Genomic DNA, 25116 nt, shown 5'->3' on the forward strand with positions numbered 1-25116 from the left:
CCATGACCGCCTCCGACAGCACTGAACGCTTCAGCAGCCGCGTCGCCGATTACGTCCGCTACCGGCCCGATTACCCACCCGCGCTGCTGGAATGGCTGCACGGCCCGATGGGCGTCAGCCGCGAGGCGCTGGTCGCCGACATCGGCGCCGGGACCGGTATTTCCAGTCGCCTGTTCCTGGCCAGCGGCCATCCGGTAGTCGCGGTTGAACCCAACGCCGCCATGCGGGGCGCGGCCGAGGAATGGCTGGCACCGCAGTACCCGCAGTTCCGTGCGGTGGACGGCCGCGCCGAGGCCACCGGCCTGGACGACGCCAGCATCGATCTGGTCAGTGCCGCGCAGGCCTTCCACTGGTTCGACACCGTGGCGGTGCGCGCCGAGTGGCAGCGCATCCTGCGCCCGGGTGGCCTGGCCCTGATCTACTGGAATTCGCGCCTGCTCGATGCCAGTCCGTTCCTGGTCGGCTACGAACAGCTGCTGCTGGATTACGGCACCGACTACTCCGCCGTGGCCGAGCGCTACCAGGACGATGCCACCATGCAGGCCTGGTTCGGCCCCGGCCTGCGCGGCTTGGTAGAGCTGCCGAACGTACAGCATCTGGACTTCGATGCCCTGCGCGGGCGCCTGCTGTCCTCCTCCTATGCCCCGCAAGCCGGTCATCCGCGCCACGCGCCGATGATCGACGCTCTGCAGGACCTGTTCGCCGCCCACGCGGTCGGCGGCCAGGTTGCTTTTGAATATCGAACCCGAGCCTTCCTCGGCACGCTGGACTGAACCGACGCATGTATTCGCTTGCCCGCCCCTTCCTGTTCTCGCTCGACGCCGAGCGCGCCCACGGCCTCGGCCTGTCCGCACTGGACCTGGCCTATCGCACCGGCACCACGCCGCTGCTGGCCGCACGCATCGCGCCGATGCCCAGCACGGTGTTCGGGCTGACCTTCCCCAATCCGGTCGGCCTGGCCGCCGGCCTGGACAAGAATGGCGAGCACATCGATGCGCTGTTCGCGCTGGGTTTCGGCTTCGTCGAAATCGGCACCATCACCCCGCGCCCACAGGCCGGCAATCCGCAGCCGCGCCTGTTCCGCCTGCCGGAACACAACGCGATCATCAACCGCATGGGCTTCAACAATGCGGGCGTGGACGCGCTGGTGCGCAACGTCGAGCGCGCGCGCAACCGCCGCGGCCTGCTCGGCATCAACATCGGCAAGAACAAGGACACCCCGAACGAACAGGCCGTGGACGATTACATCGCCTGCCTGGACAAGGTGTACCCGCTGGCAGACTACATCACTGTCAACATTTCCTCGCCCAACACCGCCGGCCTGCGTGAACTGCAGGAAGAAACCGCGCTGCGCCAGCTGGTCAGCCAGTTGCGCGACCGCCAGGAAGATCTCGCGGCCCGCCACGGCCGCCGCGTGCCGATGCTGGTCAAGGTGGCGCCCGACCTGAGCGAGCGCGACATCGATGCTGCTGCCCGCGTGCTGGGCGAACTGCAGGTGGACGGCGTGATCGCCACCAACACCACCATGGACCACAGCAAGGTGGCCGGCGACCCGCTGGCCAACGAGGCCGGCGGCCTGTCCGGCGCGCCGGTGCTGGAGCAGTCCACGCTGGTACTGCGCCGCCTGCGTTCGCGCCTGCCCGAGTCGGTGCCACTGATCGGGGTCGGCGGCATCCTGTCCGGTGCCGACGCGGTGGCCAAGATGGCTGCTGGTGCGGCCCTGGTGCAGTGCTACAGCGGCCTGATCTTCCGCGGCCCGGCCCTCGTCTCCGAATGCGTGGAGGCGATCCGTCGCCGCCGCGAAGCGCCGAGCCGCGGCGCGGTGGCCCCACTGTGAGCACACCCATGGATACCGTCGACGGCAACGCCCCGCTGCGCTGGACGCTCACCCGCAATGCGCCGCTGCAGGCCCTGAACACCTTCCATGTGCAGGCCAGCGCCGCTCAGCTGCTGGAACTGCACGATCCCACGCTGCTGCCGGAAGTGCTGGCATTGCCCGAAGTGGCCAGCGGCCCGCTGCTGGTGCTGGGTGCCGGCAGCAATGTGCTGATCGCCGAGGACCTGCCGGGCACCGTGCTGGTGTTCGGTAACCGTGACATCAGCTTCCTCGAGCATCGCGCCGACCATGCGGTGATCCGCGCCGGTGCCGGCGTACCCTGGCACGGCCTGGTGATGTGGTCGCTGCAGGAAGGCTTGTCCGGACTGGAAAACCTGGCCCTGATTCCCGGCACCGCCGGTGCCGCGCCGATCCAGAACATCGGCGCCTACGGCGCGCAGGTCGGCGAGTTCATCCAGGCCGTCGAAGCCTGGGACTGCCAGGAACAGGCCTGGGTGCGGCTGGACAACGAACAGTGTGGCTTCGCCTACCGCGACAGCGTGTTCAAGCAGCAGATGGACCGCTACCTGATCACCGCCATCGAACTGAAGCTGCCACTGCTGCATGACCTGCGCATGGACTACGCCGGCATCCGCGAGGAACTACAGGCACAGGGTGTGGAGCTGCCCAGTGCGGTGGACGTGGCCAATGCGGTGATCGCGATCCGCCGCCGCAAGCTGCCCGACCCGGATGTACTGGGCAACGCCGGCAGCTTTTTCAAGAACCCGGTGCTGCCGCTGGAACAGGTCGACGTGCTGCTGCAGCACTTCCCCGAGCTGCCGGTGTTCCCGTCCGACCAGGACGGCAAGCGCAAGGTCTCGGCGGCCTGGATGATCGAGTCCTGCGGCTGGAAGGGCTTCCGCGAAGGCGATGCTGGCGTGGCGCCGAGCCACGCACTGGTGCTGGTCAACCACGGCAACGCCACCGGCGCTGAACTGCTGGCGCTGGCGCGACGCATCTCTGCTTCCGTGCTGGAGAAGTTCGGCGTGCCGATCGAACCGGAGCCCCGCCTGCTCGGCGCACAGTGGTGAACACTCCCACCCTCTCCCCCAGCGCCACCCCGATGCGGGCGGCGCTGCTGATGCTCGGCAGCACGATGGCATTCGGCCTGATGGCCGTGGCGATCCGCTATGCCACCCGTTACGTGCCTACCCAGGAAGTGGCGTTCTTCCGCAATGCCTTTGGCCTGCTGGCGCTGCTGCCGATGCTGCTGCGGCCAGGCCACGCGCCGCTGAAGACCCAACAGCTGCCGCGCTACTTCGTGCGCAGTGCGATCGGCCTGGGTTCGATGCTGTGCGCATTCTGGGCACTGGGCCACCTGCCACTAGCGCAGGCGGTGTCGCTCTCCTACTCCACGCCCCTGTTCGTCACCATCGCCGCCGTGCTGTGGCTGGGCGAGACCGTGCGCGTGCGCCGCTGGGCGGCGGTGGTTGTCGGCTTCATCGGCGTGCTGGTGATCGTGCGTCCCGGCACCGCCGGTTTCACCGCTGGCAGCCTGGTGGCGGTGGGTGCGGCCGTGCTCAGTTCGCTGGTGGCGATCCAGATCAAGCAGCTGACCCGCATCGACAGCGCCGATACCGTGGTGCTCTACACCTACGTGTTCTGGGTGCCATTGTCGTTGGTGCCGGCCGTGTTCGTGTGGGTCTGGCCCACCGGCATGGCGTGGCTGTGGCTGCTGGCCACTGGCGTGCTCGGCACCATCGGCCAGCTGCTGTGGACGCGTGCGCTGCGCCTGGGTGAAGTCTCGGCACTGACCCCGATCAGCTTCCTGCAACTGCCACTGGTGACGCTGTTCGGCTGGCTGCTGTTCAACGAAACGGTGGACCGCTGGACCATCATCGGTGCCGGCATCATCCTCGCCGCCAACGCCTACATCGCCCATCGCGAGGCCGTGCTGTCGCGCCGCGCCGCAAGCGCAGCCGCCTCTGCAGCGGCCAAGCCCGCCGAGTAGAGCCACGCCACGCGTGGATGATTCCTGCACCTGATCAACGATGGCGGCCCGAAGAGCCGCCGAGCGTAACTGTAGAGTCGAGCCATGCTCGACTCATCGCGTGCAGCGCGACGCTTCATCGATGGCAGGTGACGAGCATCTACAGCGCGCGATACACCCGCTCCGCCGCATCGAACACATTACCCGGCGCGAACTGCTCGCCCAGGTAATGCAGCGACTGCCGGCGCAGTTGCGGCGAACGCTCCTCACCATCGCTGCCCAGCAGCACCTGCTGGAACTCGATCAGATCCTGCAGGATGCGCCAGTGCCGGTACCAGGCGATCCAGCGCGGATCGCCGCGGTCGCTGCCGTAGCCGTCCTCGAAGCCCAGCGGATTCTCGCGCCCCCAGCGCCCGCCAACCGCCGCACCGATGAACATCAGGTCGCGCTCGCGCGGTGCCAGCGACAGGCCATCCCAATCGATCAGGTGCAGCCCACCGTCATTGCCCATCAGCAGGTTGCCGGCATGCAGATCGGTGTGGCACAGATGCAGGTCTACCGGCACGTCCTGCAAGGCCGCGAGCAGTTCCCGTGCCTGCGCATGCAGCGCCGCGATGCGCGCATGCTGCTGGTCCCATACCGAAACGAATGCGCGGCCCAGCCCGTCCTTCGCGGCCGCCAGGCCCTCGCCGGCCAACCACTGCCCGACGGTCTCCAGCGCCGCGGTTTCCAGCCGGACGATCGGCAGCGCCTGGTGTAGTTCCGCTGGCAGCTGCGCGCCGTGCAGGCGCCGCAGCACCTCACCCAGCCGTTTCCACTGCGTGCGGCTCAACGCCGCCTCGAACCCGGACTGGCCTTCCACGTAAGGGAACAGGGTGAACTGCAATCCCCAGCGCTGTACCGACGCACCACCGGTCAGTGCCGGCCACGGCGCGACGATCTCATCGAGACCCAACGTGCCGCGCATCCAGTGCAGGCTGTCCCACACCGATGGGTCGACCTGGTAGGTGCGGCATTTCAACCACCACTGCCCGTGCCGCGCATCGACGCGATACACGCTGGCATTGGCGTCGGCGCCCACCGGGCGTGGCACCACGGCGGTGGGGGTGATGCCATAGGATTGTTGCAGGACTTCGCCGAGATGCTGCGCCGAAGCGAATGACATGGATGCAAGCGGAAAGTGTTACCTGCCACCACTATCGCAGATGCGCTCGCCACGACACAGACATGTCCGTCACAACATCACCTCGGCACGACCAGAGAACTAGCCTGCAATACGGCGCATCACCGCCTCCAGCGGACCGCGCGCGAACTGCCATGACCACAGCCACGCCGCAGCGGTCGCCAGCATCAGGAACAGCAGCGCCCACAACAGCACCGACGCCAGCGATGCACGGCCATCGAGCAGGCCCAGGCTTTCCAGCGTGCCCATGCCCAGCAGGATGTGACCCACATACAGGGTCAGGGTCATGCGCCCGGCCGCGGTGAACGGCTCCAGCCAGTCACCCGGGCGTACACGCGTCAGCCACAGGCAGGCGGCGATGACACTGCAGGCCGCGCCCGCACCAGTAAGCACGTAGGCGGGTCCCGGCGGCATCGGCTGCGTTCCCAGCCACGCCTGCCAGAGCGTTCCCTGTGCGAGCTGCTGCACGCCATGTCCAGCCGCGATCAGCAACAGGCCCAGCACCAGCAATGCATGCTGCACCCGAGGCTGCGACAACTGAAGGCGCGCCAGCAGCATGCCCAGCAGGAAGAAGCACAGCCACGGCATCAACGGGTGGAAGCCATTGAACAGCAGGTTGCGGGCCGCGCCCGGCCATTGCCACAGACCGGCGTATTCCAGCGTCTGCCAGTTCCATCCCTGGCTGTAATCCCAATGCAGCAACGCCCAGAACGAACAGGCCGCCAGGCCCACGATGCTGGCCAGCAACACCCGCGGCGAGGCACGCAGCCACAGCACTGCCAACGCGAAATACACCGCGTAGTAGTGCAGGATATCGGCCGGGAACAGGGTCAGGTTGAGCAGGCCCAGCACCATCAGGAACAGCGCGCGCCTCCAGGTCTGCACGCTGGCCGGCCACCAAGCCTGCCGCTGCGTGGCCAGCACCAGGCCCAAGCCGGCCAGCGTAACGAATGTCGCCGAAGCCTTGCCTTCCAGCAGATGGAAGAACCCTGCCAGCCAACCCTCACCCTCTGCCGACACGGCCATCGCCAGACGGAAATTCACCAGCACCATGCCGGCCAGTGCCAGGTAACGCGCCAGGTCCAGCCCGTGCAACCGCCGGTCAGCAGCATTCATGCGCGTGCGCCCAGCAGCAGCGCGAGCAGGCCAAGATCCAGCGATGCTTCATCGGCGCCCTCGGCTTCGCCCAGCCCCCGACGCAGCGCATCGCTTTCGATGGCATCCAGCAGCACCTGCGCCTGCAGTGCCGGCGCCAGTACGGGACGCCGACGTTCGCGCTGTGCCATCTGCTGCAGGGCTTCGGCCAGCGTCGCCTGCAATTGCCTGCGATTGGCCGCGAAGGCCTCGGCCACGGCCGGATTGCGTGCGCTCTCGGCCAGCACCTCCACCGCAAGTGTTGCCCATTCCGGCTGCCGGCACAGCGCATGGAAGTCCTGCAGGAAGGCCATCACCTGTGTGCGTTCGCCATCGGACGCGGCCAGTCGCTGCAGCAACGGTGCCAGTTCTTCGCTCTCGGCCACCGCCACCGCAAGGATGATCGCTTCCTTGCCCGGGAAGTGGTTGTAGAGATTGCCCAGGCTGACGCCGGCCGCCTGCGCGATGTCACGCATGCTGGTCTGGTGGAATCCCTTCACGAGGAAGCACTGCAAGGCGGCCTGCAGGATCTGTGCGATGCGTTGCTCGTTGCGGTCGGCTCGGTTCATGGCGCAAATAGTGAACGAACGTTCGTCCAATTAGAAGCTGACCATCCGGCCGACGTCGGGCTCCGTTCAGCCAGCCTTGACCTCAACTGCGGTTGAGGCCCGATGCTGCGTGGCCTGTCCCACGCTCAACCCGGAGTTCCTGCATGCCACGGATGATCACCCCCCTGCTCGACAGCCGCGTGCTGTGGTTCCTCGCGCGGCTGTTGCTGGCCGTGGTGTTCCTGTCCTCGGGCCTGGCCAAGCTGCTGGCGTGGGACAACAGCGTGGCCGAAATGCAGGCCGCCGGATTGCAACCACCTGTGCTGTTCAACATCGCCAGCGCCGTGGTGCTGCTGGGCGGCGCACTGTGCCTGCTGCTCGATCGCCTGCTCTGGCTGGGCAGCGGCGCGCTGGCGGTGTTCATGCTGCTGACCATCGTCATCGTGCATACCTTCTGGAACAAGCACGGTGCCGAACAGCAACTGGCCCTGTTCTTCGCGTTGGAGCACCTGAGCGTGGTCGGTGGCCTGATCTGCGCGGCCATCGCCAGCCATGCGCGGGCTCAGAAGAACTCGTCGAGCAACCGGTAGAACGCCAACCGTCGTTCGTCGGCAACCATGCCGTAGCGCTTGAACAGCGGCGCCACCCAACGCGTGTTGTCGAAATTGTAGACAAGGCTGCGCGCGGCCAGCGCCAGGTCCTGGTAGCGGTCGGCCACACCCAGCCGGCCACAGTCGATGAAACCACTGAAGCGGCCCTCGACCGCCATCAGGTTCGGCAGACAGGCGTCTCCGTGGCTGACTACCAGGTCTTCATGGTCGGGCTGGGTGCTGCACAGTTCGGCGAAGACCTGCTGCGGACTCTGGCCCAGGCGTTCGTCATCGAAATCATCGGCATCCACCAGGCCCGCTTCAATGCGGGCCTGCGCGACCTGTACGCGCGAGGCCAGTCGCTGGTCGAACGGACAGGCTGCCACCGGCAACGCATGCAGCCCGCGTAGCGCGTCGGCCAGCAGTTCCACCAGCTGCTGCGGCGCGAGCTCCGGCGACGAGGCCAGGTCGCGGCCAGGCAGCGCGCTCATCAGCAACCAGCGCCGGCCCGCCTCTTCGGCAGTGGCAATCACCGTTGGCGCCGGTTGCCCCTGTGCCTGCAGCCAACGCAGGCGCGCGATCTCATCGCCCAGCTCACTGAAGGCGTCGATCACTTCCGACTTCAGGAAGGCATCGGCCTGGCCCGGCCGATGCACGCGGGCAACATCCGCACGCGACACACCGATCGATTGCCGCTCGATGCGTGCATCGGCCAATGCCTCCTGCCACGCCCACGGCAGCGGCATGTCATCAGTGATGGATTTGGGTGCTTCCATGCCGAGGTGTTCCTGTTGCCGGTGACCCCACGGATTCTCGCTCATCCTGCATGGACCGCAGCCAACAACAACGCGGAAAGGTACATGCCCAGGCCGAACACACTGTGCGCCACCAGGCTGCGCAGGCGCGCCTTGCCCGGCGCCGGGGTCTTTGAAGCGGCAATGCCCGCGCCCATGCCCGGCTGCAGGATGAGGAACGGTGCGGCGACGCTGAGGATGCCGAAGGCCAGCGCCGGCCCCAGTGTCGGCGCCTGCACCCAACCGTTCCCCACCACGGCCAGCAGCAACGCGGCGAAGACCACACCGATCACGTAATGCGCGGTCCAGCCCAGCGCGCGCTCGCCACTGACCGCTGCCGAGCGGCCGATGCCATCGTGGCGGAAGCGCCCGCGCGGCAGATGCCCCAGCCAGCGGCCCACCATCGCGAAATCCAGCGAGGGAATGCCGAGCAGCCGCCTCTGCACCAGCGCCCACAGGTCCATCACTGCGGTCGCTCCCACGCCGACTACCACCGAATCCATCACGAATGTCGCCAGGCCAGCCATATCGCGCACCTTCAATTATTTGCTTGAATGATAGAGCGATGCTAGCGTGCGCCGCATGAACGCTGCAACAGAGCCACCGCTCTCACCGCTGGAAGCCTTGGCCGAAATCGCCCGCACGCTCGGCCATGCCCATCGCCTGGCCCTGCTGGAGCACATCGCCCAGGGCGAGCGCGCCGTGGAACGCCTGGCCGAACTGACCGGACTGTCGGTGGCCAATACCTCCCAGCATCTGCAGCAGCTGCGCCGTGCCGGCCTGGTTCAGACCCGACGCGATGGCAAGCGCATCCTCTACCGCAGTGGTGAGGGTCCGCTGGGCAACCTGCTGGCCGCGCTGCGCGACTATGCCGACCACCAGCGCAGCGAGATGCACGGTGTGATCCACGATAGCCTGCAGCGCCGCGATGCTCTGGAAGGTCTGACTGTCGAGCAGTTGCTGGAACAACGCGGCAGCGTGGTGCTGCTGGATGTGCGGCCGCGTGAGGAATTCGATCTGGGCCACCTGCCCGGCGCGCTGAACATTCCCGTTACGGAACTGCGTGCACGGATGGACGAACTGCCGCGTGCCGTCCACATTGTCGCGTACTGCCGCGGTCCCTACTGCGTGCTGTCCAACGATGCGGTGGCGATGCTGCGCGAGGCCGGACTGACCGCGCAGCGGCTCGCCGCCGGTTACCCCGAATGGAAGGCCGCCGGCCTGCAGGTGGACCTGCCCCGGCACTGAGCGAGACACCGGTCATGGATGATGTGTTTGCCCCGTTGATCGATGCGACCTGGCGCAGCGTGTTCTCCGGGCAGCGCATGCTGCAGGATGATCCACTGCTGCAGTTGGCGTGCAGCGATGATTTCGATGAGGGCGAGGACGGCATGCTGCTGCAGCCGGTCGTGGGCCCCGCGCGCGCACTGCTGCGCCCGGCCCTGGCCGCTCGCCTGCAACTGCACGCGCAACCGCACTGTACGCTCCCGCAGCTGCAACTGCGCCTGCAGCAGCTCGGCCAGCGCACGCATGGCGCGGATCGCGTCTTCTACTTCCCCGCCGCAGAACTTGCGGCCCTGGCCGAGCGCCCTGCACCGCCATATATCCGCCGTCTCGACCCGGCCGACGCAGTCGCGTTCAACGGGTTCCAGGCCAGCGCGAGCGAGGAGGATCTGGATGCCGCCTGGGTCGAGCTGGACCACTGGCAGGTGTTCGGCGCCTTCGATGGCGAGCGGCTGGTTGCCGCGGGAAGCATGTACCCGTGGAGCCTGGATCCGGCCTTGGCCGACATGGGCGTGCTGACCCTGCCCGAGGCCCGCGGTCGCGGGCACGCGCGCCAGCTGATACGCGCCATGGCCGTGTCCGCACAGACGGCCGGGCTGCAGCCGCAGTACCGTTGCCAGCTCGACAACACCGCCTCGATCATTACCGCCGAACGCAGCGGCCTGCGTGCGTTCGCCGATTGGGACACCGTTCTGGCGGTCGACTGAGGCCGCCGCAGTACAACAAGGAAGCAACATGAAATTGATGGTCATCGGCGCCAGCAGGGGCCTCGGTCGGGCGTTCGTGGAAGGCCTGTGCAGTGCAGGCGACACCGTCATCGGCGTTTCACGCAACCGACCGCGCGATATTGAATGCCCCGAGGGCGTCACCCTGCAGTGGATCGAAGCCGATCTGTCCCAGCCGACCGTGGCTGCCGACCACATCGCAGCACAGGCACCTGCCGATCTGGATGTGCTGATCCACAACCTGGGCATCTGGGAACAGACCGCCTTCAGCGACGAGTACGCCTTCCTCGACGAAACCGATGCCGCGCTCACCCAACTGGTCGACGTCAACATCACCGCCACCCTGGTGCTGCTGCAGCGCCTGCTGCCGCGGGTGCTGGGCGCGCCACGCCCGCAGCTGGTGCTGACCGGCTCGACCTCGGCACTGCCACGCAGCGGCCGCCCGGAAGTGGCGTTCGGCGCATCCAAGTTCGCGCTCAACGGCATCGCCGATGCACTGCGCGAGGGCTTCCGCGATCGCCGCCTGGCGGTGACCAGCCTGCAGCTGGGCTACCTCAACACCGACGATGCACTTTCAGTGCCGGTGGCAGAGGCCGCAGCGCGCGGCGACGGCGAGCTGGTGCCGGTGCACGACGTCGTTGCGATGGTGCGCGCGTTGCTGCGGCTGTCACCGTCCGGCTTCGTGCGCGAACTGGTGCTGCCGGCCATCGCCGACCCGCGCTACTGACCGCGCCTGCACAGGCCAGGCTCGACCTCTTCGCGCAACAGGTACCCGAGCACGATGGCGGTCAGCACGGTCGCCATCGCCAGGACAAACAGCTGGCCACGGACGGACTCCATGTATGCCTGGGCCAGCGCCGTTCTCGAAACGCCGGGCAATGCCTCCACCGCTCCGCCAAGGTCGCCCATGGACAGCCGGTGCACGGCTGCACGGGCCACGACGCCGGCTTCCAGCGCTACGCTCCCGCCAATCCGGGCAGAAAGCATGATGCCGACAAGCGCGAGGGCAATGGAATCACCTGCCAGTCGCATCGCATTGAAAATGCCAGCGGCCATGCCCGCCTGCTCTTTGCCGACCACACTGACCGCCAGTCCATCCATGATCCCCCAGGGAAGGCCGATGCCGATCCCGATGACCAGCATCGGCATCCAGCGCACCGAAGGTAGCTGGAACACCTGCGCCAGCCATGCCAGCCCAAGCGCGCCGATCAACAGGCCCGCACAACACAGCGCCCGCGCCGGAATCCAGCGCAGCAGATAACCGGCAACCAGGGGCACAACCAGCAATGGCGCAGACAGTGCCGCCATCGCCAGTCCGGCTTCGGTGGGCCGCAGCCCTTCAACACCGATGAACCCCGCCGGCAGCACCACCAGAAGGACGACGTACGAGAACGCAGGCGCAGCGGCGAGAATCTGCACGCCGACAAAGCGCCGGTTGCGGAACAGGCCGAGATCCAGCAGGGGTGTTCGATGGGAGCGCTCGACGGCAATGAACGCGGCCAGCAACACCATCGAGAGCGCCAGCAGTACCAGCGTCTGCGGATGAAACAGGCCGCGTTCCGGCAGCACGATCATGGCGTAGGTGAGTGACCCCAGCGCCAGCATGAAGGTGACGGCGCCCAGCCAATCCAGGCGTGGCGAACCGGTGCTCTTCGATTCGACGGATGACAGGGCGACCAACGGTACGGTCAGGGTGGCCAGCAACGCAGGCAGGAAGAACACCCATTCCCAGCCCAGCGCATCGATCAATCCGCCTGCCAGCAGCGGACCGCCTGCAGCTCCTGCACCAAAGGTGGTGCCGATCAGGCTGAACACCCTGGCCCGCGCCTGGCCGTCGAACACCTGCGCCAGCGACGCCATCGCACCGGCGAACGCAGCCGACGCCGCCATCCCCTGAAGCAGTCGCAGTGCATTGATCCACGCCACATCGGGCATCAAGGGGATCAGGCCGGTGACCAGCGCAAACGACGCGCCGCCCAGAAGCCAGATCCGGCGCCTGCCATGCAGATCGGCCAGCCCACCGGCCACCAGCGTGGTGCAGCCGTAGGTCAACAGATAAGCGTTGATGATCCAGGACAACGCCGCAGGCGAACCGCCCAGCGCGTCCCGGATGGCGGGAATGCCAACGGCGGGGCTGGCAATGCTCAACGGAATGGTGAGCGCCGTCAGGCAGCCCGCCAGCACCACTCCAAAGCGTGATGATCCGGCCGTCTCAGCAGAAGCAACTGACATGTCGATGAAACTCCAGCGTGGCCAGGCGCCACCGCATTGATGCTATCGACGACGCTGTCGCGTAAAAATCCACCGTTGTGTCCGTGCTTTAATGACATGAACGTCATCAATGGCCATGTCATGGACAGCTTCGCCGGTCTCAGCCTCTTCGTTCTGGTCGCCGAGGCACGCAGCTTCGCGGCCGCAGCACGACAGCGTGGCATCACCCCTTCGGCGGCAAGCAAGACCATTGCCCGGCTGGAAGAGCGCCTGGGCGCCCGCCTGCTGAATCGCAATACCCGCAGCGTCAGCCTGACTGCCGAAGGCGAGCAGTTCCTTGAACGCTGCCGTCGCATCATGACCGAGGTCGCCGCAGCGGAGCGCGAGCTGACCGACGCCCAGGCCGCGCCCAGCGGTCGCCTGAAGGTCAGTCTTCCACTCGCCAGCGGACTGATGCTGCCGGTGCTATCGGCCTTTGCGCACCGCTTTCCCGCCATCGAACTCGACCTGCACTTCAGCGACCGTCTTGTCGATGTCATCGAGGAGGGCTTCGACGCCGTTGTCCGCACGGGCAACCCCGCCGACTCCAGGCTGCACGGCCGCAACCTCGGCAGTGCCCGCCTGCTCTGTGTGGGCGCCCCTGCGTACTTCGCCAAGCGCGGCACGCCACAGCACCCGGAGGATCTGAGCGGCCACGCGTGCCTCCTCCATCGCTTTCCCGGCACCGGCCTGATCGAACGTTGGCCGCTGCCCACGCATGAGGGAGGCACTGAGCCACGGCTGACTGCCGCAATGACCGCCAATCATCTTGAGACGATCCTGCACATGGCCATTGATGGCCATGGCATTGCGTGCCTGCCCGACTTCGCCACGCGTGATGCGCTGGACCGCGGTGAACTCGTCAGCGTCCTGGACCCATGGAGCACCGAGCGCAGCACCTTCTGGGCCCTCTGGCCAAGCCATCGCCATCAGCAGCCACGTGTACGCGCGTTTGTCGATTTCATGGCCGACCACCTCCTGCCCGAACCCAACCAGTGCAATTGAACCTGCGCCCTGCTGCGACTACGCTGCTCGTCACTGGCCGTCGGTCACAGGCGGGAACCTGCTATGGATGCGCTTTCACGGGTCTCGGCCCAGGTCCTGGACAGCGCCCTGCCCAGCCTGCCGCTGTACCTGCTGCAGGCCACGGCGGTGATCGGCATGATCGGCGTGCTGCTGATCGCCACCCGCCGCGCCGGGCACGCCATTGAAGGCCGTCGCCTGTATGTCGGCGTGGCGCTGGGCCTGATCTACCTGTTCAATTCCTGGTTCGTGGCCCGTTACACCCAGGGTGTGGTCAAGCTGCACCTCGGCTTCGACATCCTGCTGGTCAGTGGCCTGCTGGGTGGTTGGCGCGGTGGCCTGACCTGCCTGGCCGCCAGCCTGCTGGCGCGCTACCAGTTTGCCGGCACCCAGTATTTCCTGCCGGCCGGCCTCGAGGCCACGCTGCAGATGCTGGCCGGCGTCTGGCTGCGCAGGCGCCTGCACCCGCGCATGCTCAATGAGCTCTCGCTGCGCGTGATCCTGCAGGCCTGGGGCGTGCGTATCGCCGTCACTGCGTTGGGCCTGGCACTGGGCGTCGCAATCATCGGCGCCAATCAGCTGCCCGTGGAGGAGTTGGCAATCCAGCGGCTGCTGGCACTGCCACTATCGCTGCTGATGCTCGGCGCGGTGTTCGCGCTGGTCTACAACGATGCGCAGATCGATGCACAGCGTCAGCGCGAACAGGCCTGGCTGCGCATCGATCCGATCAGTGGCCTGCCCAACATGCGTGCACTTGGCGAACGCCTGCAGCATTACTGGCGCAACAACGACGGCATCGGCAAGGCCTGCCTGATCGTGGCCGAGATGGGCAACCTGCGCGATCTGCGCCTGCGCTATGGTCCGCTGCAGGACAACGGCCTGTGGCAGCGCGACAGCACCGACGAGGTGCATCGGCTGCTGCCCTCGCTGCCAGCCGGGCAGCTGGAGATCTACCAGTTCGGCGATGCCGCGCTGGCGATCCTGGTGCGCGACCTGACCTTGTTCGAACTGCGCACGCAGCCGCAGATCACCGAGCTGGCCAGCAACCTGGCCGATCGGGTCGGCCGCGATTGGCCAGGCTTCCGGCCGCTGTTCCGCTGTGCGGTGGTCGAACTGAAGCCCCCCTCCGATGCCGACGGAGGACATCTTCCGTTCCGCGCGATCACCGTGGCGCTGAGTGCGATCGAATCCGGCGTTGTGTTCTTCGACGATCCGATCCAGCGCGACAGCGAGATCGACGCCCTGATCGAAGTCGCCCTCGAACGCTGGTTGCAGCAGGGAGATGCCCCCCTGTGCTACCAGCCCAAGCATCGCCTTCAGGATCGCCAGCTGGTCGGCGCCGAAGCGCTGCTGCGCATGCGCGACGGCGAGGGCCGGCTGATCGCGCCGATGCGGGTGATCTCGCTGCTGCGCCGGCAGGGGCGGTTGGCTGAACTGGAATGGGCCACGCTGCAGTCGGCCATCCATTTCCTGCAGCAGTGCCGACGCGATGGCTCGCAGCTGAAGATCGCCGTGAACGTTTCGGCCGAGTCACTGCGCCTGCCCGACTTCGGCCTGCGCCTGCAGGAATTGCTGGCACTGCACGATGTGCCCGGCGTGATGCTGCGCCTGGAGATCGTCGAATGGACCGAGATCGTCGAGCGCGACGTGGTCGACGCCAACATCGCGCAGTTGCTGGCGGCGGAGGTCACGCTGTCACTGGATGATTTCGGTGCCGGCTATTCAACCCTGATCCTGCTCTCGCAGCTGGCCATCGCCGAGGTCAAGATCGAGCAGGCGTTGATTGCCACCCTGTCCGACGCCAAGTCGCAGTCGATCGTTCGCTTCATCGTCGAAGTCGCGCACCGCTGCGGCGCGATCGTGGTGGCCGAGGGTACCGAAACCCTCGCGCAGGAACAGCAACTGCGCGCACTGGGTGTGGATGTCGGCCAGGGCTATCTGTACTCGGCGGCGCTGCCGGCCGACGAGTTCCGCCGCTTCGCCGCCAGCTAGACCGCGTAGTAACCCAGGAACATCGCCACCGCCGATTCGGCCACGCGTGCGCGCTCCTGTTCGTTCAACGGCGCCTGTCCCATCGTCACCTGTGGCCAGAATGCAAAGCTCTTCACCAGCCCGTGCAGCTGGTGGCCGGCGAACTCCGGATCGACCTGGCGCAGCCGGCCATCGGCGATTGCCGCACGGATCCACGCACTCTCACCGCTTTCCTTCTCGCCCATGCGGCAGACGATGGCCTGCGCACGTTCCGGCGAATGGATGATCTCGGCCATCGCCACCCGCGCCAGGTCGATGAAGTTGGCATCGCTGAGCAGTTCCAGCTTCTGCCCCAGCAGCTGCATCAGCTGCGCCTGCAGCGGCTGATCGGCGCGGTACGGCAGTGCGTCGCTGGCCACGCTGCGCTCCCACAGCTCCTCCAGGATCATCGAGAACAACGCTTCCTTGCTCGGGAAGTGGTTGTAGACGGTGCGCTTGGAGACCCCGGCCACCTCGGCGATGCGGTCCATGCTGGTCGCCTCGTAGCCCGACGCGCGGAACTCCTCCACCGCCGCACGCACGATGGCTTCGCGTTTGCGGTCGGTCAGGCGTTGCGGGGCACGGGACATGGCAGGAACCAGATAACTGAACGGATGTCACCATTTTACACCCGGCAGTGTACTTCTGAAAAATACGAAACTACACTGTGCAGTGTACCCAGCGGACGTCACCCATGAAGCGCCTGCTCCTTGTCCTTTTGCTTGGAATCCTCGCCGTGACCGCCTACACCTTCTGCAAATCCTGGTCCCTCCCCGACTTCCCCGATTCGCCGCAGTACCGCGACGGCAAGTTCCGCAATGCCCTGCCGCGTCCGGCGATGGGCCTGCGCGATGGCGCGGAGATCTGGTGGACGTTCCTGTTCAACAAGCCCAAGGGCACCGTGCCCGCCCACCCCATTCCGGTGCTGCCGCTGGACCGCGCCACCCTGGACGCCGCGCCTGATCGCAGCCTGTTCCGGCTCGGGCATTCCACGATCCTGCTGAAGCTGCGTGGCCAATACTGGCTGACCGATCCGGTGTTCTCCGAGCGCGCTTCGCCGGTACAGTGGCTGGGCCCGGCGCGCTTCCACGCACCGCCGATCAGCATCGACGAACTGCCGCCGATCGCCGGCGTGATCCTCTCGCACAACCATTACGACCACCTGGACCATGCCGCAGTGATGCAGCTGGCCGGCAAGACCGCGCGCTTCATCGCACCGCTGGGTGTGGGCGACCAGCTGATTGCGTGGGGCGTGGACGCCAGCAAGGTCGAACAGCTGGACTGGTGGCAATCGACCGAGGCCAGTGGCCTGCGCCTGACCGCCACCCCGGGCCAGCATTTCTCCGGCCGCGGTCTGGGCGACAGCGATCGCAGCCTGTGGGCGTCATGGGTGATCCAGGACGGCGACTTCCGCATCTTCTTCAGCGGCGACACCGGCTACTTCGACGGCTTCAAGGCCATCGGTGAGAAGTACGGCCCGTTCGACCTGACCATGATCGAAACCGGTGCCTACGACCCGCGCTGGGCCTTCGTGCACATGCAGCCCGAGCAGACCCTGCAGGCGCACCTGGACCTGCGCGGCAAGTGGCTGCTGCCGATCCACAACGGCACCTTCGATCTGGCGCTGCACGCCTGGCAGCAACCGTTCGAGCGCATCACTGCATTGGCTGGCGCAAAGAACGTGCCGGTGGCCACGCCGATGATGGGCGAAGCACTGGACATGCAGGCGCCGCAGGCGGGTACACGCTGGTGGGAGACGGTGGAGCTGTAACGGGGAATGCCGCTTGACCTGCCGGAAGCCATGTAGAGCCGAGCCATGCTCGGCTGCGCCTACCCGAACGGCAGCCGAGCGTAGGCTCGGCTCTACGCAGAAACGGCCTGCGCCGCTGCGGTGCGTCATGTAACCGATTACATCCCTTGCTAGCGTAGCGCTCGCCCGATTCCGGTCGAACCTGCGAGGCTGTCCGTAATGACGTTGCGCGCCGAACGCTCCAAGGTCTCCCGCCCACCTGCCCCATGGCGACCCGCCGCCACTCTGATGCTCGCCGTCCTGGCATCCTCCGCGCAGGCACAGACATTGCCACCACGCAGCCAATGGCAGGCCAGCGCCTCCTCGCAGCAGGTACCGGCGATGGCGATCAGCCACCTGATCGACGGCGACCCCAAGACCGTCACCGGCGGTGCCTTCAGTCCGGGCCACTGGTTCCAGATCGATCTGGGCGCACCGACGATGCTGGCCGGCGCACGGCTTACCTGGGATGTCTCCAATCCAGAGGGCTATTCACTGCAGACCTCGCTGGACGGCACGCAGTGGCAGACCGCGTACACCATGGCCGATTCGCTGGGCGACGTGGAAACGCTGTACTTCGCGCCACGCCAGGCGCGCTACCTGCGGTTGGCCAGCCCGCAGCGCACCTCCGATTGGGGCGTGTCGATTTTCGAGATGGAGCCGCTGGACAGCACGCTCAGCGCACGCATCAGCGGTGTCGATGCAACGCAGGCGGCGGCGCTCTGGCAAGGCGGTGGCACCGTCGCGGTTCCAGCCGGAAAAGGTGGACCCCATACGCTCGAGATCATGCTGCCTCGCGCCCAGTCCACGGCCGGTCTCGCGGTCGACTGGGCCGATGGCGGGCGCGGCGCCGCCCGCTTGCAGGCGCAGGACGCACAGGGCCGATGGCAGGACCTCGCGCACGATGCACAGGCGGCCAGCCATCGGCAGAGTTGGCTGGCTGCTGACACGGCACACCCTCTACGTGCATTCCGCCTGGCCGTGGACGGCGCTGCCCCGCAGATCGCGCGCCTGCGCCTGCTTGGCCCGAAAGCCGTGATGACGCCGATGAAGCGCTACCAGATTGCCGCCAGCGGTGCGCAACGTGCCTTGTTCCCCGCCTCGCTGCAGATGCAGCAGACCTACTGGACCGCCATGGGTGTGCACGCGGGCCGGCAGAAATCGATCTTCGACGAATACGGCAACCTGGAAGCGTTCAAGGGTGCGCCGCTGGTGCAGCCGCTCTGGCGAAGCGCCGACGGGCGTGCTGCAGGTGCCGCCGGTCAGCCCGTACAGCACGCCCTGCGCGATGGCTGGAAGCCTATGCCTTCGGCCACCTGGTCGCCGCAGCCTGGGCTGGAGCTGCGCAGTGAGGTGTTCGCCATCGAGCGCGATGGCCAGCCGGTGACCTTCCTCCGCCATCGACTGCACAACACCGGCAGCACCGCGATCGACGGCACGCTGACCCTGGCGGTACGACCGATGCAGATGAACCCGCCATGGCAGAACGGTGGGCTGTCGCCGATCCGCGAGGTCGCCGTCGAAGCCAACACGGTGCGCGTGAACGGCCGCACGCTGCTGCGCTCGCTCACGCCGGTGGCTGCGTCCGGCGTTGCGCCGTTCGGAAAGGACGGCACAACGGAGATCACCGCGGACATCGCTGCCGGCGAACTGCCTTCCTCGCAGCAGGCACGTGACGAGCAAGGACTGGCCGCAGCCGCATTGAGCTACCGGATCCGCCTCGCGCCCGGTGCCAGCGATGCGGTGGTCGTGGCGTTCCCACTCGGTACCGCCGCTGCCGATGCCAATGGCGTGCTGCCCGAGGCGCCTGCGCTTGACCTGTCCACGCTGCCCCGTGATGCCAATGCGGCGTTCGAGACGCTGGCCACGCAGGCGTCCGCAGATTGGCAGGCGCGGCTGGGCCAGGTCGGCCTGCGCCTGCCCGATCCCTCGCTGGTCGACATGCTGCGCGCGCAGGCTGCCTACATGCTGATCAACCAGACCGGCCCGGCCATGCAGCCCGGCCCGCGCAACTACAACCGCTCCTTCATCCGCGATGGCATGGCCACCTCGGCGGTGCTGCTGCGCATGGGTGAAGCCCGCGTCGCGCGTGACTATCTGGCCTGGTACAGCGCGCACGGCGTGCATGCCAATGGCCTGGTTTCGCCGATCCTCAACGACGATGGCAGCGTCAACACCGGCTTCGGTTCGGACATCGAGTACGACAGCCAGGGCCAGTACGTGGCGCTGGTGGCCGATGTCGCCCGCCTCGATGGCGGGCCCGAGTCGGTGCGTGACTACCTGCCGAAAGTGAAGGCCGCACTGCGCTTCCTGCAGGAACTGCGCGAGCGCACGCTGGTGCCCGGCTACAAGGCTGACCAGCCAGCGCCGGAGCGCTTCGCGGGCATTCTTGCGCCGTCGATCAGCCACGAGGGCTACCCTTCGCCCACCCACAGCTATTGGGATGACTACTGGGGACTGAAGGGCTGGCACGACGGCGCGTGGCTGGCAGAGGCACTTGGCGACCATGAAACCGCCCGTTGGGCGCGCGAACAGTACAAGCTGCTGTACGACGCACTGCATGCCTCGATCCGGGCGACGATGGCGTGGAAGGGCATCGACTTCATTCCGTCCTCGGCGGATCTGGGCGATGGTGATCCCACCGGCGTTTCGATTGCATTGGACCCCACCGGTGCGCAGAGCGTGCTGCCGGCAGATGCATTGCGGACCACCTTCGCCCGCTATCTGGAGGACGTTCGCAAGCGCAGCCAGCCCGGGGCGCTGTATGCCTACACCCCGTACGAGATCCGCAACGTGCTGAGCTATGTGCACCTGGGCCAGCCGCAGGCGGCCGACGAGCTGCTACAGGGGCTGCTGCATGATCGGCGCCCGCTTGAGTGGCAGGTGCTGGCCGAAGTGGTGCATTCGCGGTTGCGCTTCCCGCGCTACCTCGGCGACATGCCGCATACCTGGATCGGTGCCGAATACGGCCGCACGCTGTTCGGCATGTTGATGCGCGAGGACGATGACGCGTTGTCATTGCTGCCGGGCACGCCGCCGTCTTGGGTGGCCGGGGATGGGTTGGCGGTGGAACGCCTGCCGACCGCGTATGGCACGCTGCAGATGCAGGCGCGGCAGCGCGACGGGCTGCTGACGGTGGTGATTGGCGAGGGGCTGCGCAAGGACACCGCCGTGCGCATGTGGTGGCCGAACCGGACCGCGCCGAAGTCTGTGCGCGTGGATGGACGCAGCGTTTCCGACTTCGATGCCGAGGGCGTGCGCCTCGCGAAACCGTTCCGGACGTTGGAAGCGGTCTGGTAATGCAGCCGAGCATGGCTCGGCTCTACAGAAATCAGACTCTGCGAGTAGATCCACGCCATGCGTGGATGCTCTTGTAGAGTCGAGCCATGCTCGACGCATCGCACACCACGCGAACTGCAGCCGAGCATGGCTCGGCTCTACAAAAGCAGCGGTAGCTGCCGGGCCATGCCCGGCGTCAGAGCGTCGGCAATCCCGGCGGGTTGGTCTGCGACTGCGGCACGGCCTCCTCAGCCACATTCCATCGCTTCAGCGCCTGCGCGTAGGTGCCGCTGCCGATCTGGGTGTTCAGCGCCTGCGTCACCGCATCAGCCAGGCCGCTGCCCTTGCGTGTGGTGACCGAAATCGCTGCGGCGTTCGGCCAGCCCCCCGGGAACAGGCCCACACGCCGCACCTTGCCATCGCGCGCCGAATAGGCGCCGGTGGCGTTGGGCTCGAACGAGACATCGGCGCGCCCGGTGATCACTGCCAGCCGCCCAACCACGGCGTCATCGAAGTACTGGTACTCCACCGGCTTCAAGCCAGCGGCGATGTTCTGCTGGTCCCACTGCCGCAGGATCTGGTCCTGGTTGGTGCTGGCACCGACCACCACCTTCAGCCCGGCAACGTCGGCCGGCTTTTCGATCTTCTGGATCGGCCCATCAGTGCGCGTGTAAATTCCCAGCAGATCGTAACGGTAGCTGGAGAAATCGAACTTCTTCTTGCGCTCTTCGGTCACCGTCACGTTCGACAGCACCGCATCGTACTTGCCTGATTCCAGACCCAGCGGCCAGTCGGCCCACGCCACCGGCACGATCACCAGCTTCAGGCCCAGCCCATCGGCAATCAGCCGTGCGATGTCCGGCTCGATGCCCACGACGTCCTTGCTGTCGGCGCCGTAGTCGGCCAGCGGCAGCTGCCCCGGATGGGTGGCCACGGTGAACGTACCAGGCGTGACAAAGCGATAGTCGGCCGGGATCAACGCCTGCGCCTTCGGATCAAGCGTGCCCTTCAGGATGGCGGTGTTCGCACCCGCCAGGCTGGTTGCGGCCACGGTGCCGGTATCCGGCGCCTGACGCACGCGCGAGTAGACGATGCCGGCGATGCCGATGACCAGCACACCCACGACCAACAGGGTGCTGCGTGAGGGGCGACGCGGTGCTGCAGGGCTCATGGTCTTCCTTCCGGGGTTACAGGGTCTTGGCCAGGAAATCGGCGGTGCGTTGCTGGCGCGGACGCTCGAACAGGGCCTCGGGCGTGCCCTGCTCGATCACCCGGCCCTGGTCCATCATCACCACGTGGTCAGCCACGCGGCGGGCGAAGCTCAGTTCGTGGGTGACAATCACCAGCGTGGTGCCGGAGCTTGCCAGCTCCTCGATCACGCTGAGCACTTCGGCCACCAGCTCCGGGTCCAGTGCCGAGGTCGGTTCGTCGAACAGCAGCACCTTCGGTTGCAGGGCCAGCGCACGAGCAATCGCGATGCGCTGCTGCTGGCCGCCGGACAGCTGGCGCGGGAAGGCATCGGCCTTGTCGGCCAGGCCGACCCGTTCCAGCAGCGTGCGCGCCTGCTGCTCGGCCTGCGCACGCGGCACGCCGCGCACCGCGATCGGCGCCTCGATGATGTTCTCCAGTGCGGTCAGGTGCGGGAACAGGTTGAAGCCCTGGAACACCATGCCCACTTCCGCACGACGGCGGCGGATCTCGCGTTCGGGCAGCTCGTACAGGGTGTCGCCATCGCGGCGGTAGCCGATCAGCTGCCCGCCGACGGTCACGTAACCGCTGTCGGCACGTTCCAGGTGGTTGATCAGCCGCAGCAACGTGGACTTGCCAGCGCCGGACGGGCCGATCAGCACGGTCACGCTGCCAGCGCGCAGGTCCAGGTTCACGTCTTCCAGCACCGGCTGGTCACCGAACACCTTGCCTACGCCATGCAGCGACACCGATGCCCCCTCGCCCGCTTCAACCTGCGCGGCGATGCGCGGGCGATTGACCACGCGCGGTGCAGCCTCACCTGTGGCGCGCGTCGGTGACGAGACACGCGATACCGAACGCTCGCGCTGCAGTTGGCCGCGCGCAAAGCGCTGCTCCACGCGCCGCTGCAGCAGCGACAACACGGTCAGGATCACCAGGTACCAGACGGTGGCCACCATCAGCAGCGGCACTACTTCCAGGTTGCGCCGGTAAATCACCTGCACGGTGTAGAACAGCTCCGGCAGCGCCAGCACGTAGACCACCGAGGTGCTCTTTGCCAGGCCGATCACATCGTTGAACGCGGCCGGCAGGATCGAACGCATCGCCTGCGGCAGGATGATGCGGCGCACCTGGCGACCACGCGGCAGGCCAAGCGCGGCCGCAGCCTCGTACTGGCCGTGGTCGACCGACAGAATGCCGCCACGGATCACCTCGGCCGAGAACGCGGCCTGGTTCAAGGTGAGACCCAGCACTGCGGCGGTGAACACACCGATCAGCTGCGTGGTCGGGTACGAGAACAGGCTGATGCCGGTAAACGGCACGCCCAGCTCGATGGTGCTGTATAGGTAGCCCAGGTTGTTCAGCAGCAGCAACAGGACCAGCAGCGGGATCGAACGGAACAGCCACACATAGCCCCACGACACCGCCGACAGCAGCGGCGAGCCGGACACGCGGGCCAACGCCAGCAGGGTGCCCAGCGCGAAACCGAGGCCGGTACCGAGCGCGGTCAGCAGCAGCGTGCGGCCCAGGCCTTCCAGCACCGGGCGTGCAAAGAACCACTCAGCGAAGGTGCCCCAGCCCCAGCGCGGATTGCCCAACACTGATTGCAGCCCGATCAGGATCAGCGCCAACGCGAGGAGGGTTCCGACCACCTGCAGCGGATGCCGGGCCGGCACGATCTTCAACGCCGGGGTTGGCGCCGGGCGTGTGGCAATGCCATCCAGCGCGGTCGAAGGCGTGCTCATGCGTGGGCTCCGTGCAGCACGGCCTGTGATGGCACGGCGGCTGGCGCCGATACGCCCAGGTGCTTCTCGAACGGCAAGTGGGCGATGGATTCCGGATCGGCCTCCAGATCGAACAGCGCGGTGTAGCCGTGGCTGAGGTACAGGCCGACGGCTTCAGGCTGGCGGAAGCCGGTGGTCAGGAACACCCGTCGGTAACCCTGGCGCGCCGCCTGGTCCTCCAGTTCCTGCAGTACACGCCGCGCGATGCCCTGGCGGCGCAGGCCGGGCAGCGTCCAGATGCGCTTGAACTCGGCGGTGTCCGGATCGCGGTGCGGCATGAAGGCACCGCCGGAGATCGCCACACCATCGCGCAGCAGCAGCACGAACGCACCAACCGGTGCCGCGAACGCCTGTGCCGGGTAGCGCTGCAGCTCCTCGCGGGCGCTGCCACCGATACGGCGGCGCACGTCGGCATAGCGGCTGTCGTACTCCTGTTCCAGTCCATCGAACAGTGGACGGGCCAGTGGATCGTCCACCGAGGTGTAGAGGAAGCGTTCGTTGCTGCTCATGCCACGTCCTTCACCAGATAGTCCTCGGCCAGCCGCGCCCACAGGCTGGCAGCGGGCGCGATGGCGGCGTCGTTGAACACATAGCGCGGGCTGTGCAGCGGTGCGCTGTCGCCGTTGCCGACGAACACGAAACTGCCCGGCCGCGCCTGCAGCAGGAAGGCGAAATCCTCGCTGGCCGTGCGTGGCGCGAATTCGGGCACCACGTGTTCGCTGCCGAAGCCCTGCACGGCTACGTCGCGGATATAGGCAGTCTGCTGAGGATGGTTGATCACGCTCGGGAAGCCGCGCGGGAACTCGATCTCCGCGCGCGCGCCGAACGCGGCGGAGGTCTGCTCGGCGACCTCGGTAACACGGCGCCGCAGGGTGTCACGTACCTCGGGCAGGTAGGCGCGCACGGTCAGCTTCAGCTCCACTACGTCCGGGATCACATTGGCGGCCTGCCCGCCGTGGATCGAACCGACGGTGACCACGCCCATCTGCCGTGGATCCACATTGCGCGAGACAACGCTTTGCAGCGCCGTGACGATATGCGCTGCCGCCAGGATCGGGTCGACGCTACCCTGAGGCTCGGCACCGTGACCGCCCTTGCCGATCACCTTCAGCCGCGCCCAGTCCACCGATGCCATCGCCGGACCGTCGACGAAGCCGAAGTGCCCCACCGGCACACCCGGCCAGTTGTGCAGGCCATAGATCGCATCCACCGGGAAGCGTTCGAACAGGCCGTCGGCGATCATCTTCGAGGCCCCCGAACCGGTTTCCTCGGCCGGCTGGAACACCAGCTGCAGGGTGCCGTCGATGCGGCCGTGATGGGCCAGGTAGTGCGCCGCAGACAGCAGGATGGCGGTATGCCCATCGTGGCCGCAGGCATGCATCAACCCTTCGTTCTGGCTGGCGTACGCCAGCCCGGAGTCCTCGTGGATCGGCAGTGCATCGATGTCGGCACGCAGCCCAAGTCGACGGCTGCCCTGCCCGCGCTGCAGCGTACCGACCACGCCGGTGCCGCCGAGGCCGGTGGTGACCTCATAGCCCCACTGCTGCAGCAGCTCGGCCACGCGTGCGCTGGTGCGGTGTTCCTCGAAGGCCAGCTCCGGGTGCCGATGCAGGTCATGGCGGATCGCGATGGCCGCCTCGGCGCGTGCCGCGATTTCCGGCAGCACGCCAGTCGTTGGGGAATTCCGCCGGGCATGGCCCGGCGCTGCCGCGTATTCTCCGCTCATCGC

At 67.1% G+C, this 25116-nt stretch carries 23 protein-coding genes; 12 read left to right on the forward strand and 11 right to left on the reverse strand.

All coding sequences use genetic code 11. From position 1 onward, the window contains the following. Window positions 1-2: 2 nt before the first annotated feature. From V3B25_RS08325 to V3B25_RS08340, 4 genes are read left to right on the forward strand one after another with little or no spacing between them, the layout of a single operon-like run. The gene (locus V3B25_RS08325; protein WP_329810466.1) at window positions 3-773 is read left to right on the forward strand and encodes a class I SAM-dependent methyltransferase; all 771 of its coding nucleotides are present in this window, start codon (window positions 3-5) and stop codon (window positions 771-773) included. An 8-nt stretch (window positions 774-781) separates the two neighbouring features. Continuing rightward, window positions 782-1837, forward strand: coding sequence for a quinone-dependent dihydroorotate dehydrogenase (locus V3B25_RS08330; protein WP_329810467.1), 1056 nt, complete (start codon window positions 782-784; stop codon window positions 1835-1837). An 8-nt stretch (window positions 1838-1845) separates the two neighbouring features. Further along, window positions 1846-2907 carry a UDP-N-acetylmuramate dehydrogenase gene (gene murB / locus V3B25_RS08335; RefSeq protein WP_107431775.1) on the forward strand — a complete coding sequence of 354 codons (1062 nt, stop codon included), beginning with the start codon at window positions 1846-1848 and terminating at the stop codon, window positions 2905-2907. 32 nt (window positions 2908-2939) lie between these two features. Next, window positions 2940-3827: a DMT family transporter gene (locus tag V3B25_RS08340; RefSeq protein WP_049421321.1), complete on the forward strand. Its 888-nt coding sequence runs from the start codon at window positions 2940-2942 to the stop codon at window positions 3825-3827. Window positions 3828-3966: 139 nt separating this feature from the next. On the opposite strand, the gene V3B25_RS08345 is transcribed toward V3B25_RS08340, so the two are convergent. The 3 genes from V3B25_RS08345 to V3B25_RS08355 all read right to left on the reverse strand — a co-directional run bounded on the left by V3B25_RS08345 (window position 3967) and on the right by V3B25_RS08355 (window position 6692). Beyond that, complete coding sequence (locus V3B25_RS08345) at window positions 3967-4971, reverse strand: aminoglycoside phosphotransferase family protein (protein ID WP_329810468.1); 1005 nt, start codon at window positions 4969-4971, stop codon at window positions 3967-3969. 99 nt (window positions 4972-5070) lie between these two features. Beyond that, complete coding sequence (locus tag V3B25_RS08350; RefSeq protein ID WP_329810469.1) at window positions 5071-6105, reverse strand: heparan-alpha-glucosaminide N-acetyltransferase domain-containing protein; 1035 nt, start codon at window positions 6103-6105, stop codon at window positions 5071-5073. Further along, window positions 6102-6692, reverse strand: a complete 591-nt coding sequence (locus V3B25_RS08355) for a TetR/AcrR family transcriptional regulator (RefSeq protein WP_049421318.1) — start codon at window positions 6690-6692, stop codon at window positions 6102-6104. The genes V3B25_RS08350 and V3B25_RS08355 overlap by 4 nt, the downstream gene beginning before the upstream one ends. 143 nt (window positions 6693-6835) lie before the next feature. Here V3B25_RS08355 and V3B25_RS08360 point away from each other — a divergent pair, with 143 nt between their 5' ends. Further along, window positions 6836-7261, forward strand: a complete 426-nt coding sequence (locus V3B25_RS08360; protein WP_201118881.1) for a DoxX family protein — start codon at window positions 6836-6838, stop codon at window positions 7259-7261. Here V3B25_RS08360 and V3B25_RS08365 read toward each other — a convergent pair. Both V3B25_RS08365 and V3B25_RS08370 read right to left on the reverse strand, forming a co-directional pair. After that, window positions 7234-8037, reverse strand: a complete 804-nt coding sequence (locus V3B25_RS08365; protein ID WP_049421316.1) for an APH(3')-II family aminoglycoside O-phosphotransferase — start codon at window positions 8035-8037, stop codon at window positions 7234-7236. The genes V3B25_RS08360 and V3B25_RS08365 overlap by 28 nt on opposite strands. Before the next feature lie 41 nt (window positions 8038-8078). Then, a complete protein-coding gene (locus V3B25_RS08370; protein ID WP_329810470.1) occupies window positions 8079-8582 on the reverse strand; it encodes a DUF2938 domain-containing protein in 504 nt (167 codons plus the stop codon). A gap of 55 nt (window positions 8583-8637) precedes the next feature. On the opposite strand from V3B25_RS08370, the gene V3B25_RS08375 reads away from it, so the two are divergent. The 3 genes from V3B25_RS08375 to V3B25_RS08385 are packed head-to-tail and all read left to right on the forward strand — an operon-like array spanning window position 8638 to window position 10791. After that, entirely contained in the window at window positions 8638-9303 is a 666-nt protein-coding gene (locus V3B25_RS08375) for a metalloregulator ArsR/SmtB family transcription factor (protein WP_329810471.1), read from the forward strand. Window positions 9304-9317: 14 nt separating this feature from the next. Then, complete coding sequence (locus V3B25_RS08380) at window positions 9318-10046, forward strand: GNAT family N-acetyltransferase (RefSeq protein ID WP_329810472.1); 729 nt, start codon at window positions 9318-9320, stop codon at window positions 10044-10046. A gap of 28 nt (window positions 10047-10074) precedes the next feature. Beyond that, complete coding sequence (locus V3B25_RS08385; protein WP_197655578.1) at window positions 10075-10791, forward strand: SDR family oxidoreductase; 717 nt, start codon at window positions 10075-10077, stop codon at window positions 10789-10791. On the opposite strand, the gene V3B25_RS08390 is transcribed toward V3B25_RS08385, so the two are convergent. Beyond that, on the reverse strand, window positions 10785-12296 hold the full coding sequence (locus V3B25_RS08390) for an MFS transporter (RefSeq protein WP_329810473.1): 1512 nt from the start codon (window positions 12294-12296) through the stop codon (window positions 10785-10787). The two genes, V3B25_RS08385 and V3B25_RS08390, sit on opposite strands and share 7 nt — an antisense overlap. Before the next feature lie 120 nt (window positions 12297-12416). On the opposite strand from V3B25_RS08390, the gene V3B25_RS08395 reads away from it, so the two are divergent. Further along, entirely contained in the window at window positions 12417-13319 is a 903-nt protein-coding gene (locus V3B25_RS08395) for a LysR substrate-binding domain-containing protein (protein ID WP_329810510.1), read from the forward strand. A 63-nt stretch (window positions 13320-13382) separates the two neighbouring features. Further along, window positions 13383-15329, forward strand: a complete 1947-nt coding sequence (locus V3B25_RS08400) for an EAL domain-containing protein (protein WP_329810474.1) — start codon at window positions 13383-13385, stop codon at window positions 15327-15329. On the opposite strand, the gene V3B25_RS08405 is transcribed toward V3B25_RS08400, so the two are convergent. Next, window positions 15326-15937, reverse strand: a complete 612-nt coding sequence (locus tag V3B25_RS08405) for a TetR/AcrR family transcriptional regulator (protein WP_049398557.1) — start codon at window positions 15935-15937, stop codon at window positions 15326-15328. The genes V3B25_RS08400 and V3B25_RS08405 overlap by 4 nt on opposite strands. Before the next feature lie 104 nt (window positions 15938-16041). On the opposite strand from V3B25_RS08405, the gene V3B25_RS08410 reads away from it, so the two are divergent. Together V3B25_RS08410 and V3B25_RS08415 are read left to right on the forward strand one after the other, a co-directional pair. Next, window positions 16042-17118: an MBL fold metallo-hydrolase gene (locus V3B25_RS08410; RefSeq protein WP_049462056.1), complete on the forward strand. Its 1077-nt coding sequence runs from the start codon at window positions 16042-16044 to the stop codon at window positions 17116-17118. 198 nt (window positions 17119-17316) lie between these two features. Further along, a complete protein-coding gene (locus V3B25_RS08415) occupies window positions 17317-20436 on the forward strand; it encodes a discoidin domain-containing protein (RefSeq protein ID WP_329810475.1) in 3120 nt (1039 codons plus the stop codon). Window positions 20437-20611: 175 nt separating this feature from the next. On the opposite strand, the gene V3B25_RS08420 is transcribed toward V3B25_RS08415, so the two are convergent. From V3B25_RS08420 to V3B25_RS08435, 4 genes are read right to left on the reverse strand one after another with little or no spacing between them, the layout of a single operon-like run. Then, on the reverse strand, window positions 20612-21586 hold the full coding sequence (locus tag V3B25_RS08420; protein ID WP_329810476.1) for an ABC transporter substrate-binding protein: 975 nt from the start codon (window positions 21584-21586) through the stop codon (window positions 20612-20614). Between the two features lie 16 nt (window positions 21587-21602). After that, window positions 21603-23348: an amino acid ABC transporter permease/ATP-binding protein gene (locus V3B25_RS08425; RefSeq protein WP_164079682.1), complete on the reverse strand. Its 1746-nt coding sequence runs from the start codon at window positions 23346-23348 to the stop codon at window positions 21603-21605. After that, window positions 23345-23896, reverse strand: coding sequence for a GNAT family N-acetyltransferase (locus V3B25_RS08430; protein ID WP_279912632.1), 552 nt, complete (start codon window positions 23894-23896; stop codon window positions 23345-23347). Before V3B25_RS08430 ends, V3B25_RS08425 begins: the two co-directional genes overlap by 4 nt. Next, complete coding sequence (locus V3B25_RS08435; protein WP_329810477.1) at window positions 23893-25113, reverse strand: M20 aminoacylase family protein; 1221 nt, start codon at window positions 25111-25113, stop codon at window positions 23893-23895. The genes V3B25_RS08430 and V3B25_RS08435 overlap by 4 nt, the downstream gene beginning before the upstream one ends. Window positions 25114-25116 lie beyond the last annotated feature (3 nt).

Source organism: Stenotrophomonas sp. SMYL8, assembly GCF_036320065.1.
GTDB classification, from domain to species: domain Bacteria; phylum Pseudomonadota; class Gammaproteobacteria; order Xanthomonadales; family Xanthomonadaceae; genus Stenotrophomonas; species Stenotrophomonas maltophilia_A.

Bases quoted from the DNA above. Each gene is read 5' to 3' on its own strand.
- V3B25_RS08390 (WP_329810473.1), bottom strand. From the start codon at position 12,296: ATGTCAGTTGCTTCTGCTGAGACGGCCGGATCATCACGCTTTGGAGTG.
- V3B25_RS08415 (WP_329810475.1), top strand. From the start codon at position 17,317: ATGACGTTGCGCGCCGAACGCTCCAAGGTCTCCCGCCCACCTGCCCCA.
- V3B25_RS08350 (WP_329810469.1), bottom strand. From the start codon at position 6,105: ATGAATGCTGCTGACCGGCGGTTGCACGGGCTGGACCTGGCGCGTTAC.
- V3B25_RS08400 (WP_329810474.1), top strand. From the start codon at position 13,383: ATGGATGCGCTTTCACGGGTCTCGGCCCAGGTCCTGGACAGCGCCCTG.
- V3B25_RS08325 (WP_329810466.1), top strand. From the start codon at position 3: ATGACCGCCTCCGACAGCACTGAACGCTTCAGCAGCCGCGTCGCCGAT.
- V3B25_RS08345 (WP_329810468.1), bottom strand. From the start codon at position 4,971: ATGTCATTCGCTTCGGCGCAGCATCTCGGCGAAGTCCTGCAACAATCC.
- V3B25_RS08425 (WP_164079682.1), bottom strand. From the start codon at position 23,348: ATGAGCACGCCTTCGACCGCGCTGGATGGCATTGCCACACGCCCGGCG.
- V3B25_RS08410 (WP_049462056.1), top strand. From the start codon at position 16,042: ATGAAGCGCCTGCTCCTTGTCCTTTTGCTTGGAATCCTCGCCGTGACC.
- V3B25_RS08365 (WP_049421316.1), bottom strand. From the start codon at position 8,037: ATGGAAGCACCCAAATCCATCACTGATGACATGCCGCTGCCGTGGGCG.
- V3B25_RS08340 (WP_049421321.1), top strand. From the start codon at position 2,940: ATGCGGGCGGCGCTGCTGATGCTCGGCAGCACGATGGCATTCGGCCTG.
- V3B25_RS08355 (WP_049421318.1), bottom strand. From the start codon at position 6,692: ATGAACCGAGCCGACCGCAACGAGCAACGCATCGCACAGATCCTGCAG.
- murB (WP_107431775.1), top strand. From the start codon at position 1,846: ATGGATACCGTCGACGGCAACGCCCCGCTGCGCTGGACGCTCACCCGC.
- V3B25_RS08430 (WP_279912632.1), bottom strand. From the start codon at position 23,896: ATGAGCAGCAACGAACGCTTCCTCTACACCTCGGTGGACGATCCACTG.
- V3B25_RS08360 (WP_201118881.1), top strand. From the start codon at position 6,836: ATGCCACGGATGATCACCCCCCTGCTCGACAGCCGCGTGCTGTGGTTC.
- V3B25_RS08375 (WP_329810471.1), top strand. From the start codon at position 8,638: ATGAACGCTGCAACAGAGCCACCGCTCTCACCGCTGGAAGCCTTGGCC.
- V3B25_RS08435 (WP_329810477.1), bottom strand. From the start codon at position 25,113: ATGAGCGGAGAATACGCGGCAGCGCCGGGCCATGCCCGGCGGAATTCC.
- V3B25_RS08405 (WP_049398557.1), bottom strand. From the start codon at position 15,937: ATGTCCCGTGCCCCGCAACGCCTGACCGACCGCAAACGCGAAGCCATC.
- V3B25_RS08380 (WP_329810472.1), top strand. From the start codon at position 9,318: ATGGATGATGTGTTTGCCCCGTTGATCGATGCGACCTGGCGCAGCGTG.
- V3B25_RS08330 (WP_329810467.1), top strand. From the start codon at position 782: ATGTATTCGCTTGCCCGCCCCTTCCTGTTCTCGCTCGACGCCGAGCGC.
- V3B25_RS08370 (WP_329810470.1), bottom strand. From the start codon at position 8,582: ATGGCTGGCCTGGCGACATTCGTGATGGATTCGGTGGTAGTCGGCGTG.
- V3B25_RS08420 (WP_329810476.1), bottom strand. From the start codon at position 21,586: ATGAGCCCTGCAGCACCGCGTCGCCCCTCACGCAGCACCCTGTTGGTC.
- V3B25_RS08395 (WP_329810510.1), top strand. From the start codon at position 12,417: ATGGACAGCTTCGCCGGTCTCAGCCTCTTCGTTCTGGTCGCCGAGGCA.
- V3B25_RS08385 (WP_197655578.1), top strand. From the start codon at position 10,075: ATGAAATTGATGGTCATCGGCGCCAGCAGGGGCCTCGGTCGGGCGTTC.